The organism is Arthrobacter sp. SDTb3-6, assembly GCF_013376095.1.
Lineage (GTDB): Bacteria > Actinomycetota > Actinomycetes > Actinomycetales > Micrococcaceae > Specibacter.
Window position 1 is genome coordinate 1 of sequence record NZ_JAAMFN010000061.1, and the last position, 12,858, is coordinate 12,858.

Annotated in this window: 13 protein-coding genes and 1 pseudogene; 12 read left to right on the forward strand and 2 right to left on the reverse strand. The window is 64.7% G+C overall.

Features of this window, described 5'->3' with window-relative positions; translation table 11 throughout:
- Nucleotides 1–282: pseudogene (locus G6035_RS18415) on the reverse strand (alanine dehydrogenase); the annotation flags it as partial.
- A gap of 347 nt (nucleotides 283–629) precedes the next feature.
- On the opposite strand from G6035_RS18415, the gene ehuB reads away from it, so the two are divergent.
- From ehuB to ehuA, 4 genes are read left to right on the forward strand one after another with little or no spacing between them, the layout of a single operon-like run.
- Nucleotides 630–1,517: an ectoine/hydroxyectoine ABC transporter substrate-binding protein EhuB gene (gene ehuB, locus G6035_RS18420; protein ID WP_176618560.1), complete on the forward strand. Its 888-nt coding sequence runs from the start codon at nucleotides 630–632 to the stop codon at nucleotides 1,515–1,517.
- Between the two features lie 30 nt (nucleotides 1,518–1,547).
- Complete coding sequence (ehuC, locus tag G6035_RS18425; RefSeq protein ID WP_176618561.1) at nucleotides 1,548–2,249, forward strand: ectoine/hydroxyectoine ABC transporter permease subunit EhuC; 702 nt, start codon at nucleotides 1,548–1,550, stop codon at nucleotides 2,247–2,249.
- Nucleotides 2,246–2,902, forward strand: coding sequence for an ectoine/hydroxyectoine ABC transporter permease subunit EhuD (gene ehuD / locus G6035_RS18430; protein WP_176618562.1), 657 nt, complete (start codon nucleotides 2,246–2,248; stop codon nucleotides 2,900–2,902). Before ehuC ends, ehuD begins: the two co-directional genes overlap by 4 nt.
- Nucleotides 2,886–3,752 carry an ectoine/hydroxyectoine ABC transporter ATP-binding protein EhuA gene (gene ehuA / locus G6035_RS18435; protein ID WP_256128113.1) on the forward strand — a complete coding sequence of 289 codons (867 nt, stop codon included), beginning with the start codon at nucleotides 2,886–2,888 and terminating at the stop codon, nucleotides 3,750–3,752. The genes ehuD and ehuA overlap by 17 nt, the downstream gene beginning before the upstream one ends.
- 748 nt (nucleotides 3,753–4,500) lie before the next feature.
- On the opposite strand, the gene G6035_RS18440 is transcribed toward ehuA, so the two are convergent.
- Nucleotides 4,501–4,839: a MerR family transcriptional regulator gene (locus G6035_RS18440; RefSeq protein WP_176618563.1), complete on the reverse strand. Its 339-nt coding sequence runs from the start codon at nucleotides 4,837–4,839 to the stop codon at nucleotides 4,501–4,503.
- Nucleotides 4,840–5,034: 195 nt separating this feature from the next.
- Here G6035_RS18440 and G6035_RS18445 point away from each other — a divergent pair, with 195 nt between their 5' ends.
- The 8 genes from G6035_RS18445 to G6035_RS18480 all read left to right on the forward strand — a co-directional run bounded on the left by G6035_RS18445 (nucleotide 5,035) and on the right by G6035_RS18480 (nucleotide 12,835).
- Nucleotides 5,035–5,457 (forward strand): Hsp20/alpha crystallin family protein, encoded by a 423-nt coding sequence (locus G6035_RS18445; protein WP_176618564.1) that lies wholly within the window; start codon nucleotides 5,035–5,037, stop codon nucleotides 5,455–5,457.
- A 240-nt stretch (nucleotides 5,458–5,697) separates the two neighbouring features.
- Nucleotides 5,698–6,060: a J domain-containing protein gene (locus G6035_RS18450; protein WP_176618565.1), complete on the forward strand. Its 363-nt coding sequence runs from the start codon at nucleotides 5,698–5,700 to the stop codon at nucleotides 6,058–6,060.
- A 12-nt stretch (nucleotides 6,061–6,072) separates the two neighbouring features.
- Entirely contained in the window at nucleotides 6,073–6,447 is a 375-nt protein-coding gene (locus tag G6035_RS18455; protein WP_176618566.1) for a hypothetical protein, read from the forward strand.
- Nucleotides 6,448–8,340: 1,893 nt separating this feature from the next.
- A complete protein-coding gene (locus G6035_RS18460; RefSeq protein ID WP_176618572.1) occupies nucleotides 8,341–8,883 on the forward strand; it encodes a PadR family transcriptional regulator in 543 nt (180 codons plus the stop codon).
- A 5-nt stretch (nucleotides 8,884–8,888) separates the two neighbouring features.
- Nucleotides 8,889–10,598, forward strand: a complete 1,710-nt coding sequence (locus G6035_RS18465; protein ID WP_176618567.1) for an AarF/ABC1/UbiB kinase family protein — start codon at nucleotides 8,889–8,891, stop codon at nucleotides 10,596–10,598.
- A 172-nt stretch (nucleotides 10,599–10,770) separates the two neighbouring features.
- Entirely contained in the window at nucleotides 10,771–11,550 is a 780-nt protein-coding gene (locus G6035_RS18470; RefSeq protein ID WP_176618568.1) for a phosphatase PAP2 family protein, read from the forward strand.
- Nucleotides 11,547–12,353, forward strand: coding sequence for a DUF1206 domain-containing protein (locus G6035_RS18475; protein ID WP_176618569.1), 807 nt, complete (start codon nucleotides 11,547–11,549; stop codon nucleotides 12,351–12,353). The genes G6035_RS18470 and G6035_RS18475 overlap by 4 nt, the downstream gene beginning before the upstream one ends.
- A gap of 104 nt (nucleotides 12,354–12,457) precedes the next feature.
- On the forward strand, nucleotides 12,458–12,835 hold the full coding sequence (locus G6035_RS18480) for a glyoxalase superfamily protein (RefSeq protein WP_176618570.1): 378 nt from the start codon (nucleotides 12,458–12,460) through the stop codon (nucleotides 12,833–12,835).
- Nucleotides 12,836–12,858 lie beyond the last annotated feature (23 nt).

The window sequence follows — 12,858 nt, forward strand, 5'->3', positions numbered from 1 at the left end:
ATAGGTGAAGACGATCAGGCCCCTGCGGAAGCGGTGGTATTCGGCCCTGACTGGCTCCTTGACCTTCATGACCATGTCGGCTCGCATCCAGAGCTCATCGGCATCGTCCACAATCTCGGCACCGGCAACCGCGTATTCCTCGTCCGTGATGCCGGGGCCCAGGCCTGCGCCGCGCTCCACCAGTACCGTGTGGCCGTGGGTGCGGAATTCGTGCACGCCTGCGGCTGTGATTGCGACGCGGAATTCGTTGTTCTTGATCTCTTTGGGGACACCAATGATCATTTTTAGGCTCCTTGGTCGCGACCTTACGGCCGCCGTTGGGGGTGGATTACGACTGCAAATCAGCCTCGGCTGCAGGCGGGGGTGATGCCGAGAGACAGCCTTCTGGCTGGGATGCAAGCCTGACTATACGAGTGGGGGCCGGTGATGCCTCCACGGTGGCGAGGCGCGTTGTCGTAAGGCTTGACGCCCGACCCGGTAGGCGAATGAAACGATGACTCAATACAAACTACAACATTACATTCAGGTTGTTGACAATAGTACATTCGCACACTAATTTTGTGTAACACAGGTCACAGAAGATGGCTGGTGCTGACGAGGCCGGGCTAGCCCGGGCGAATGGAGTAGAGATGAACCTTTCACGCCGCAACGTCCTTCGGGGCACAGGAGTGGCTGTTCTAGGCGTCGCTGTAGGGGGGTGGGCGACAGCCTGTTCGAGTGTCGTCCCTGGTGCTACCGTCTCAGGCGGGGCGGGCAACCTGCTGGAAATCGCCAAGTCGCAGGGCTTCCTGCGCGTGGGCATTGCCAACGAACCGCCCTACACACAGGTCAACACGGACGGAACCGTCAGTGGCTGCGAGCCGGACGTGCTCCGTGCGGTTTGCCAGCGGATGGGAATCAAGGACATCCAGGGCATCATCACCCCTTACGAATCGATGATCCCCGGGCTGAATGCCAACCGCTGGGACGTCATCGCCGCCGGATTGTTCATGAAGCAGTCGCGCTGCGGGCAGGTGCTGTACTCCGAGCCCGTTATCGTATCCACTGAATCCTTCGCTACGCCCAAGGGCAACCCGAAGGGCATCACAAAAGTGGCCAACATTGTGGCTGACAAATCGCTGAGGATCGCGGTGCTGCCTGGTGGGTTCGAGGAGGGTGTACTCAAGTCCGCGAACGTCCCTGCTTCCCAGCAGGTCAAGGTGAACGACGGACGGAGCGGGATCGAAGCAGTCAAGGCCAACCGCGCGGATGCCTTCATGCTGCCCACACTGTCCCTGCGGGCGCTGGCCAAGAACGATACCAGCTTCGATGTCACTGCGGCGGTGACGGATGCACCTAAAACGGGCTCGGGGGCCGCCTTTAGGAAAACAGATGCATCGTTTCATGATGCCTACAACATCGCGCTGGCGGCGTTCAAGAAGACCAGCGGATTCTCCGACATCCTCACCAAGTGGGGCTTCGATCCGTCCGCCGTGGTCGGCGTCACCACGGAAGAGCTATGCAAGACGGCCGGATGATCAGCGTCCCACAAAAGAATAGAAGAGCCCATGTATGCAGTAATAGAATATGCGCCGCTGCTGTTGCAGGGGCTGTGGACCACCATTCTGGTAACAATTTTCAGCGGGGCGCTCTGCCTGGTGGTCGCATTCGCAGCCGGCTTGGCCCGACTCTCCACGCACAGATATCTGCGATGGCCCGCGGGCGTCTTCATTGAAGTCTTCCGTGGAACCTCGCTGCTGGTGCAGATGTTTTGGTTCTTCTTTGCCCTGCCATTCTTCGGCATCCAGCTCTTCCCGCTGACCGCAGCGGTTCTGGCACTGGGACTCAACGAGGGGGCCTACGCCGCCGAAGTTGTCCGCGGCGCCATCGCCAGCCGGGCCAAGGGCCAGACCGAGGCGTGCATTGCGCTCGGAATGGAACCGGCGCTAAGGCTGCGCCGGGTCATCATTCCACAGTCCATCCCGGCCATGCTGCCGCCCTTCGGCAACGTCATGGTGGACCTTCTGAAAAACACCTCGTTGGTTTCACTGGTGACGGTGGCGGACCTGACTTTCCGGGCCCAGATGATCCGCAGCACTACCGGACAGACGACAGCGATCTTCCTCACCATCCTGGTGATCTATTTCATTCTCTCCTACCTGCTGACGCTGCTGACCAGCTGGCTGGAACGGCGTTTCGCCCTGGACCGTAAGGCCCTAGTGGCCCAGCGCAAGGAAAACCGGTTGATCAAGGTCGGTGTTGACGCATGATCTGGGACAACCATTTTGCCATCTCGGTCATTCCACTGCTGCTGCAGGGCTTGTGGGTAACCATCGAAATTACGCTGCTGGGCACCCTGATCGCAGCTGTGCTGGGCCTGGTCTTTGCCGTCCTTCGACGGCTGGCCATTCCAGTGCTCTCGCACTTGGTCGCTTTCCTGGTGGTGTTTGTCCGGGGAACCCCGCTACTGGTGCAGGCGTACTGCGCCTTCTTTGTCCTCCCGGCCTACGGCATCAGCTTCGACGCATTCACCACGGGTGCGGTTGTTATCGGCATCAACTACAGCGCCTACATGGCCGAGGTGTATCGCAGCGGCATCCAGGGCGTGCCCGCCGGACAATGGGAGGCGGCGACCGCCCTGAGCCTGCCAGGCGTGCGGACCTGGGGGCGGATCATCCTGCCGCAGGCACTTCGGACGGTAGTCCCGATGCTGGGCAACTACCTCATCCAGATGTTCAAGGACTCTGCGGTGCTCTCCGCCATCACGGTGGTGGAACTGATGGCCGCCGCACAGGCGATCGGGAGCGCCAGCTTCCGATATCTCGAACCACTCACCCTGGCTGCCGGCCTGTTCCTGGCCATCAGCTATCCGGCCTCGCGGCTGATTAACAGATTGGAGCGGCGCTATGCGCCCCAGCATTGAGTCAACACACGTCAGTTCACCCCCTGTCCCGCAGGACACCGTCGTCGCACCGGGCCTGGCAGCCCCGGTCTCCACCGGCGTCGGGGCCGACGCGATCATCAGGTTCCAGGGCGTCAGCAAGAACTGGGGATCCAACCACGTCCTCAAGGCGCTGAATTTCGACGTCGCCGCGGGCGAAAAGGTCTCGATAATAGGTCCATCCGGATCTGGCAAGACCACCATCCTGCGCATTCTGATGACCCTCGAGACGCCGAGTGAGGGACTGGTCACGGTGGACGGCGACGTTCTTTGGAGTGTCAACGCGGGTGAAAAAGTTCGGGAAACCCGCCAGCTGCGTGAGACCCGTCGCAAGATCGGCATGGTTTTCCAGCAATTCAACCTCTTCCCGCATATGACGGCCCTGGAGAACATCATCGAGGCACCAGTCCATGTCCTTGGCATGAATAGGGCGGAGGCGCAGGAGCGTGCGGCGGACCTGCTGAAGCTGGTGGGCCTGGCCAAGCACATGAACCACACACCGCCGCAGATGTCCGGCGGCCAGCAGCAGCGCGTGGCCATCGCCCGGGCCCTTGCCATGCGGCCCAAGGTGCTGCTCTTCGATGAGCCGACCTCGGCCCTGGACCCGGAATTGATCGGCGATGTACTCAACGTAATCCGCAACCTTGCCCACACCACCGACATGACAATGCTGATGGTCACTCACGAGATGCGCTTCGCCGAAGAAATATCTGACCGTGTGGTGATGTTTGACAACGGCGGCGCAGTGGAGAGCGGACCGCCAGCCCAAATCTTCAAGAATCCCCAGCAGGAACGGACCCGGACTTTCCTCCGCGCCGTCCTGCAGCATTGAAAGATGCCCGTGTCCTTCCAGCTCCGGTGGATTGTCCGCCGTCGTCGGGCGCTTGAAAAACGCCAACGGCTCGTATGGGAAGCCTGATGTCCGAATCACTAAACCGTCTGACTGACAACTGAGCCAATCGGCTGTTGGGAACGACTGAGGCGTCCAAAGGGTCCGGGGCTGAGCGCCGAACGCCGTCCGGCGCTCAGCCCCGGCTGATTCCCGAACGGCAGGTGAGCAGGGGTCTGCACCTCCAAGGGAGGTCGGGCGAAAACCTGCAGTTCGCCACTGTCGACTTGTGCCAACGTACAACCAGCGGAACGGAACAAGCCCTCAGCCTCCCTGGTCGGTCCCTGGGCGTGGACTCGGGAATTTCGAGCAGAAAGGGTTGCCAGCCGCTTCACAGTGCCCGTTTGCAGTTGTAGATTCCCTTGAATCCTTATTGGGCGGCCCTGTCCCCGTTCTGGCGGAAAATCAGGTGGCTGGGCGCCAAAGCCTTGACCGTCGAACCGTAGTTGCCCCTTATCGTGCGAAACTGCCCACCAGGAGGTCAGGAGTTCGAATTTCCTTAGCTCCACCCCGAAAGCCCTCTGACCTGCGGAAACGCTGGATTGGAGGGCTTTATGTTTGCCCCAAAACTGCGCATTTGAAATCGGTCCGGTTTGCCACGATTGCCTCGCCACGAACGTGTGGTGATCTGGTCCGTCACTTGGCCCATTATTTTTCGCTGGCGGCCTGTGACCATCAGCCATACGGTGCTTTACCGTGGCGCAGCCGTGCCTGTTTTGTTCCGGGTTCGCCGCGGCACGGCGCCCGGGGCGGCAGCCCTGCGCGACAGTTTTGCCCGTAGGGCCCGGTTTTCCGATTCCAGGGCCAGGACAAGCCGGATGCCGGAGAGGTTTAGCCCCTGACCGAGCAGTTCCGCAATCCGTCGCAGGGTCACCAGGTCATCTTCGCTGTAGCGGCGGGTTCCCTTTTCGGTGCGCCCCGGTTCCACCAGGCCCCTGCGTTCGTAGAGCCGGAGGTTTTGCTGGCCTGTCCCGACGAGTTCTGCTGCGACGGAGATGGCGTACACGCCAGCTGCGTTTGGATTGGGCACCACGCTATTTCGCTCCCGACTTGCCTTCTCATTTTTGAAGAATTGCCTCTTGCACAAGTATGCCTGTCGTGTTATAAAAAATCTATGTCAGCCACGATAGGTTGTGGCGGGCGTGAGAGAACTGAACAGGACATTGGGTGGCACTAAAATCTAGTGACACTCGGATCAAGTGGCTTTGTGAAGGAGTGAATAGCCATGTTGATGCGTACCGACCCGTTCCGTGAAATCGACCGGCTGGCCCAGCAGGTGCTGGGAACCGCGGCGCGACCGGCCGCCATGCCAATGGACGCATGGCGTGACGGGGACACCTTTGAGGTTGAATTTGACCTCCCGGGCGTGGGCCCGGAGTCCATCAACCTGGATGTGGAACGCAATGTGGTCACCGTGCGGGCCGAGCGTCCGGCCCTGGACGGGGAGAAGGAGATGCTCGCCGCCGAGCGGCCCCGGGGCGTGTTCAGCCGCCAGCTGGTCCTGGGCGACAATCTGGACGCGGAGAACATCCAAGCCAGTTACAACGCCGGTGTGCTGAGCCTGCGCATCCCGGTGGCCGAGCAGGCCAAGCCCCGCAAGATCGCAATCGCCACCAGCGAAGGCGACCGCCAGGCCATCAACGCCTGAGCATCCCAAACGCAAAGGCAGTTCCCGAGACCGGGAAGGCAATCCAGGGCCGTCAGGAGATGCGGGCGGTAGCCATACGGCACGCCACAGCGCCTCACGCGCAATGAAAAGCGGCCACTGGCCCATGCCCTCCCGTACCGGCGGTCCCCGGCGCCCCATGGCCGGGGACCGCTTCAACCACCAATGGACGCCTCTCCTTGGTCCATGGGGCCAGGAGGCTGAGAGGACGTGTGAGCAATCGTGTCAGGATTGCCGGACTTTTATGCTGTGCTGCACCTCGGACCCGATGCCACCGGCGCAGAAGTTGGCCGCGCCTACAGGTCGCTGATGCGCCGCCACCATCCAGACACCCGCCCGTCGCCTGCTACATCCGAGCAAGCTTGCCTCGAGCGGGAGCAGTTGACGCAGATCATGGACGCCTACACCGTCCTGGCGGACCCGGTCCAGCGGGCCCGCTATGACCGCGGCCAGCTGGCAAAAGCGGGCGCAGCGGCATCCCATCCCGGCCCTTCCAACGGGGCCCGCGTGTTCAAGCCGGGGTCACCCACGCATGGGCAGCCGCCCATCGTTGCCGGTCCGCTGCGGTGGGAACCACCCCGGTAGGAGGAACTTTCAATGAGTGCATGGCACCGCTTCGACTCCCCCTTGCTACCGGTTTTCCATGAACGCTTCGAAAAGCGTTGGGGCAAGGGCACCGGACCTTTCCTGGATCCGGAACTCCACGAAGAGCCGTTGCCCCGGGCCCAGTGGATCAACGCCGACACCGGGGCCGCATTGGCCGTTGTCCCGGTATGGTCGGACGACGACGACACCCGCCGCTGGTTTGCCGTGTTCTACCTTCCACCGGCTGGGGACATCTGGCTGCTACGCCCCGGGATAACCAATTACATCCAATCCCCGCGCCAGGACCAGATCACCTTGCGCAACGACGCCTTCAAAAAGGCTGTCGACTACGCCGAAGCCTTTATCCATGGCCCCGGCGGCCAGTAGACCCACATCCGGATCAGCGCCGGCGCTGACGCCGGCATGACGCTTGGCGGCGGATAGGCACGCCGCAAGAGCGGTCACCGCCCCACCAGCTTCCAGGCCCACTATCCGCGGAAGTACCCACGGGCTTTGGCGCCGGAAGTACCCACGGGCTTTGGCGCCTGGCCATGGTGCTTCCAAGGTTCCCGGTGACTACTGTGCGCCAGGGAGCAGCGGTGCGCTGGCCCGGGCAGCCGTCCGGGCGCTGGTGGGCATTTCCCCCGGGCCCTCAGGGGCCTGGTCAGTTACTGCGGGACTGGCCCGGCGGGCGCTGAGGTGGGCAAGGACCGAAGCCCGGCCGCAGTGCGGGCATGTCGTTTCCCCCGGACCCGTGGGATCGGGGCATTGAATCCCGTCTCGAAAGAAATAGTCCCGCGCGTGGCCATGGCCATCCTCCACATGTTGGGCGTCATAGTCGGCCACCCAGGCATGCCCACATCCGGTGCAGGTAAAAATGAACCGTTCGACTGAAATTTCCTTAAGAATCATGGTCCTCTCGTCCCTTATCGCCCCGTCAGGTCCCGTGCGCCTCGGTGGTCCCGCCTGATATGGTGTGCCGCGCCATCGCCGCCCTCTCATCCCATCATGTCACCACGACGGCAGTAAATCTATATTGTCGACCATAGGTTTGTTTTCGTTGGGGGGCCTGCCGCCATCCGGCTGGGGACTTTGCTGTTGAGCCGACGGGCTGCCCTCTCAGCATCAAGGAACGAGCCCGGCCCATCTCCCGCCCGTAAACCCCGGGCGGGCTTTTTCATGCCGCGCCAGACGCCGGTTCCTGCCCAAAAACAGGGCAAAGGCTCCGTGAAGAAAACCGGCCAGGCCACTGGTGTTGGGGGCCGAGCGTTGGTGGAATCCCAGAGGCATCCGTGGTGCCGGTACGACGGCGGCGGGCACCGTCGTTCTCCGTGGGCCAGTCGGTTGCCCAGGCCCTGAAGCACGCCGGCAGCCCTCCGGATGCAGGGAGTCAGCGTGCTGTACCTGGCAGCTGACGCCTACGAATCAATCCCGGTGGCGTGTTTCCCGTGCACGCGGTGGCCGGCAGCGTGGGGCAGGTGTTCACCCAAGATGCCTCTATTTGCCAGGCGACGGTCACCGGTGCAGTCCCCAACGCGGGGAAGGTTCGCACCGGCCGTTCGGCTGGCGCCGGCCGCATCATGTACTACGAGGGGTTGGTTGAAAAAGCATCCAGCCTGACAAGCGGCGAAGGAGTGGCCGCGGTCCATGACGGCGGAAGCAAGGCGACATTCCCGGGCTGCGGCGTTGCGCTTGGGACGCGCGGCACGCTTGCTGTTTACCGAACCTCCAGCGGCCCAGACTCTGCCCTTGTCCTTCCGCGGTGGATAGCCGGGGGATCCTTGTCGGTGACACGTCCCTCCGCCGTCCACTGCCCCTAAATGCCGAGAGCTGTGAGCGCGGACAAGGGACCCCTTGCGTGGGTCACGGGCGGCCAGGCCAAGGCGGGCATCGGCCTCCGCTGCCTCGGTGCCATGGCCAGTGGGGGTGTTCAACGCGTTCGGATCCTTGCGGGCCAGCCGGGCCCGGACACACGCCCGGACCCGTCCCCATTGGCCGACGTCGTCCGTGGCCGGCAATGCCCCACCCCGGCAACGCCATGCGTGGGCCGGGGTGTGGTGGATTTGTCATGTGCCGCGCCGGGGCAGGAATGTATCGTTCACTATCGCAGTCGAGGCAGCGTGCCTCCGTTGGCGACTGGTCGTCGGGTCCAAATGACGGCCATGGGTCCATGAATAAAAGCAGCAACGTTTGATTCCCCGGGCTATGGATCTTTGTCCGGGCGGGGCATATCGTTAACTATCGCTATGCATCGTTAGTGACTGACCCGAGGAGACCATGATGCACAATTCATTCCCATCCGGCGGATTTGGCGCCAACGGCCTGGACGGCATCTGGCAGGCCGTTGACGACCTGCGGTCAAGGTTTGAGAAGCGCTCCGGCACCCGGGCCGGCCGCGGCGAAGTCCGGTCGGCAGTGCTGGCGCTCCTTGCGGAGCAGCCGATGCACGGCTACCAGATCATCCATGAAATCGAGGAGCGCAGCGGCGGCAGCTGGAAGCCCAGTGCCGGCTCCGTCTACCCAACCCTGCAGCTGCTGGCCGACGAAGGGCTGATCACCGCCGAAGAGTCCAACGGCCGCAAGATCTACTCACTGACCGAGGCGGGCAGGGAGGAAGCGGCGGGCAGCGACGCGACGGCGCCGTGGGACACAACAGGTCCCACATCGGGCGGCGGGTTCGCAGCGCTGCCCAAGGCCGGCGTCGAGCTTGCCCAGGCCGTGGCCCAAGTGGGCCGCACCGGGACATCCAAGCAGGTGGAGGAGGCCGTGGCGGTGCTCCATGAGGCCCGCCGCCGGCTATACGCCATTCTCGCCCAGGACTGACAGGGTTGGGACCGGCTCGACGCGGCCGGGCAGATGCGGTGCCCGGCGCAGGGGACACCCGCGCCCGCTACCGGCGCATCCTGCGCTTCGCCGCGTGGCACCTGGCGGTGATCTGGTGGTTTGAACTGCTCCTGCCCCGCCTCGGGCTGGGCAGGGTGGCCGAACGCAGCCGGGCCAGGAGGATGCGGCGCTTCGCGCAGCGCTTCCACGTGCTCGCGGCGGAGCTTGGCGGGTTGATGATCAAGGTGGGCCAGTTCATGTCCTCCCGGCTCGATGTGCTCCCACCGGAAATCACGGCCGAGCTTGAGGGGCTGCAGGATGAGGTGCCGCCCGTCCCGTTCCCGGCGATCCGTGCCCTGGCCGAGGCGGAGCTGGGCGCGCCGCTGGAGGCCTTGTTCGCCTCGGTCGAGGAAACGCCCGTCGCCGCAGCCTCCCTGGGGCAGGCGCACAGGGCGCAGCTTCTTCCCGGCGACGCTGCCGACACCGGGCTGCAAAGCGTCGTGCTGAAAGTGCAGCGGCCGGGCATCAGCGCCATTGTGGACGCGGACCTGGCCGCGCTGCGCAAGGTGGGCGGCTGGCTCAGCCACGTGCGCCTGGTCTCCGAACGTGCCGACATGCCCGCGCTGGTCAAGGAATTTGCGCAAACCAGCCTCGAGGAGATCGACTACCTGAACGAGGCGGCCTATTTGGAGCGCTTTGCCGTCGATTTTGCCGACGACGGGAGGGTGGAGGTGCCCGGCATCGTCTGGGAACGGACCACCCGCCGCGTGCTCACGCTTGAAGACGTCACGGCCATCAAGATCACCGACGTGGACGCGTTGCGTGCGGCCGGCATCGACCCCGTGAAGGTGGCCCCCGTCTTTGCCGCCGTCATGTTTGACCAGTTGTTCACGAACGGCTTTTTCCATGCCGATCCGCACCCCGGCAACATGTTCATCACCCCCGTGCCCGGCCCTGACGCGGAACATCCCTGGCAGCTGACGTTCATCGACTTCGGCATGATGGGCGCGGTCCCGCCCCAGACCCGCAGCGGCCTGCGGAAACTGCTGATTGCCGCCGCCGCCCGGGACGGCAAGGGACTGGTGGCCGCCATCGCCGAAGTGGGTGTGCTGGTGCCCTCGGCCGACACCGCCGGGCTCGAGCGGGCGATGACAGGGCTTTTCGCCCGGTTTGGCGGGATGGGTTTCGCCGAGCTTCGCGAGGTGGACCAGCGCGAATTCCGTGATTTTGGGGTGGAATTCGGCGAGACGGTCCGTTCGCTGCCGTTCCAGCTGCCGGAGAATTTCCTGCTGGTCATCCGCGCCATGTCACTGACCTCCGGCGTGTGCAGCTCGCTGGACCCCCGGTTCAACCTGTGGGACTCGGTGGAGCCCTATGCCGCGCGGCTGCTGCGGGAAGAGCGCGGCAACATCGCTCGGGACGCGGCCGCCCAGGCGCTCGACGCCGCCGGGACGGCCCTGCGCCTGCCCAAGCGCCTCGACGGCCTCCTCACCCGCATCGACGACGGCTCGCTGGCCGTCTCCAACCCCCGCCTTGAGCGGCAGCTGGCGCGGCTGACCCGCGTGGCGCAGGGGGTGGCGTCGGCCGTCGTGTTCGGCGCCCTGCTCATCGCCGGTTCCGTGGTCCGGGCCGGCGACACGGTCCTTGGCAGCGTGCTGATGGTTGCCTCGGCGGTTCCGCTGCTGTACCTGCTGTGGCCGGGACGCCGCCGCTGACGGCGCCGCCGGGGTGCCGGGGCCGCCATGCCCCGCCCGGCGAAAAAAATTACCTCCTGCGTCCTTTCTTCCGAAGCGGCGGCGGGGGATACTTGGCCAAAGTCGCCATCGGCCCGGCAACGGCCGGGTTGACGGACGGATCGGGACGCTGACATGAGGGAAAGGACGGGTCATGGCTGGACATGGAACCACTGACGGTTCACGGTACTCACGATGGCATGGGAAGTTCGTTGTTGAAGAGCGGCACCTGGCACCCGAAGCGCGACACCGCCTGCAGGTCACGGCAGGCGTGTTGATCGGCGTCGGGCTGGCGGCCTTCCTCTTCCTGCTCATCAGCGTGCTCACGCACACGGGCTTCCAACGTCTCGACGAACCCGTGGAGACATGGTTCAGGACGTTGAGGTCCCCGGGGCTGACGGCCGTCATGATCGGACTGGCCGTCATTTTTGGGCCCATCGCCTTGCCCATCATCGTCCTGGTGGTCGTGGTCGCATGGGCCATTGCGGCCCGGCATGCCTGGCGCCCGTTTCTGCTCGCCGCGGGCATGGTCACGGGGGTCATCCTGGCGGGTGGACTGGCCCCGCTGGTCCGGCACCCGAGGCCGCCGGTTGACCTGATGCTCTTCGGCGCAGACCACTCATATTCCTTTCCTTCCGGCCACGTCCTGGGCACGGCGGACTTCCTGCTGCTCCTGGCCTTTCTGATTGCCAGCCGCCGCCAAAGGACCGGGTTTACGGTGGGCGCGTTCACGATCGCCATCATCGGCATTGCGATCCAAATTGCCAGCCGGCTGTATCTCGGCTACCACTGGATCAGCGACACCACAGCTTCCGTTGCCCTGTCCATGGTGGTCGTCGGCGTGGTCATCGCCATCGACACGCACAGGACGGTCCTGGATCCCGGGGAACAGCCGCAGGGCCCGTACTCGCAACTTCAAGTGGATGGGTCATGAGCGCCGGCGACGTCCGGCGCGCCGCCCGCACCGCCGGCAACAACCCTGCGCTCACCGTCGTCGCCCGGGCCGGCTATGCGGCCAGCGGACTCATCCACCTGCTGATCGGCTGGGTGGCCATCCGGGTGGCGACCCACCACGGCGGCGAAGCCGACCAGTCGGGGGCCCTCGCGCAGCTGACAAAGCTGCCCGGCGGGACCCTCGGCCTGTGGGCGACGGTCGTGGGGCTGGGTGCGCTGGCCCTCTGGCTGCTGCTGCAGGCAGCGCTGGGCATTGGCACCTCGTCCAAGAAGCGGTGGGTGCGCAGCGTGGTGTCGTTCGGCAAGGCGCTGGCCTACCTGGCACTGGCCGGCACGGCGCTGACCTTCGCCGTCGGCGGCTTCTCCCACGCCAGCACGTCAACACGCAGCGCGAGTGCCACCATTCTGTCCCTCCCGGGTGGCGAGGCGCTCCTGGTGGCCGTGGGCCTGGCGACGGCGGGGATCGGTGGCTACTTCATCTACAAGGGTGCCCGGCAGAAGTTCCGGGAGGACATCGCGGTGCCGGACGGGCATTACAAACACGCCGTCGTCGTGCTCGCGGTTGCCGGCTACGTGGCCAAGGGCATTGCCGTGGCGATCGTGGGGGTCCTGTTCATCGTCGCCGCCGCCACCGTCGACCCCCGGGACGCCTCCGGACTGGACGGGGCGCTCAAGGCGCTTGTCGGTCTGCCGTTCGGTGCGCCGGTCCTGGGGATCGTGGCCGCCGGCCTCATGGCCTATGGCGTCTACAGCATTGCCCGTGCCCGCCTGGCGCTCTTCTGAGCCGGGCTGCGTGCGATGTGCCCGCGGCCCGTGGCAGGCCATGGCCGCAGCCCGCTTCGCGCGGGGCACTACCGGCCCGGTTCCGCCTGCACTACCGTGAACCCATGGACTGGAAACTTGAACTCGTGTTTGTGCCTGTCTCCGACGTTGACCGCGCCAAGGACTTTTATGTGAACAAGGTGGGCTTCAACGCCGACTTTGACGAACGCCCCGGCGGGGACATCCGCTTTGTGCAGCTGACGCCGCCCGGTTCCGCCTGCTCGATCTGCATCGGCGAGGGCCTCACGGATGCCCCTCCCGGCACCGCACCCTTGATGCAGATCGTGGTGGACGACATCCAGGCCGCCCACCGCCAGCTCACGGCGAACGGCGTGGACGTGGGCGACGTCGACATCCAGCCCTGGGGCCACTTTGTGAACTTTGCCGACCCCGACGGCAACAAGTGGGCCCTGCAGTACATCCCCGGCCGGCACCAAGGCTAGGGAAAGGTCGACGCCGGGCCAGG

Excerpts from the sequence above, each read along its gene's own strand:
- G6035_RS18460 (WP_176618572.1), top strand. The coding sequence starts at position 8,341 with ATGCACAATTCATTCCCATCCGGCGGATTTGGCGCCAACGGCCTGGAC.
- ehuC (WP_176618561.1), top strand. The coding sequence starts at position 1,548 with ATGTATGCAGTAATAGAATATGCGCCGCTGCTGTTGCAGGGGCTGTGG.
- ehuB (WP_176618560.1), top strand. The coding sequence starts at position 630 with ATGAACCTTTCACGCCGCAACGTCCTTCGGGGCACAGGAGTGGCTGTT.
- G6035_RS18480 (WP_176618570.1), top strand. The coding sequence starts at position 12,458 with ATGGACTGGAAACTTGAACTCGTGTTTGTGCCTGTCTCCGACGTTGAC.
- G6035_RS18475 (WP_176618569.1), top strand. The coding sequence starts at position 11,547 with ATGAGCGCCGGCGACGTCCGGCGCGCCGCCCGCACCGCCGGCAACAAC.
- G6035_RS18470 (WP_176618568.1), top strand. The coding sequence starts at position 10,771 with ATGGCTGGACATGGAACCACTGACGGTTCACGGTACTCACGATGGCAT.
- ehuD (WP_176618562.1), top strand. The coding sequence starts at position 2,246 with ATGATCTGGGACAACCATTTTGCCATCTCGGTCATTCCACTGCTGCTG.
- G6035_RS18445 (WP_176618564.1), top strand. The coding sequence starts at position 5,035 with ATGTTGATGCGTACCGACCCGTTCCGTGAAATCGACCGGCTGGCCCAG.
- G6035_RS18455 (WP_176618566.1), top strand. The coding sequence starts at position 6,073 with ATGAGTGCATGGCACCGCTTCGACTCCCCCTTGCTACCGGTTTTCCAT.
- ehuA (WP_256128113.1), top strand. The coding sequence starts at position 2,886 with ATGCGCCCCAGCATTGAGTCAACACACGTCAGTTCACCCCCTGTCCCG.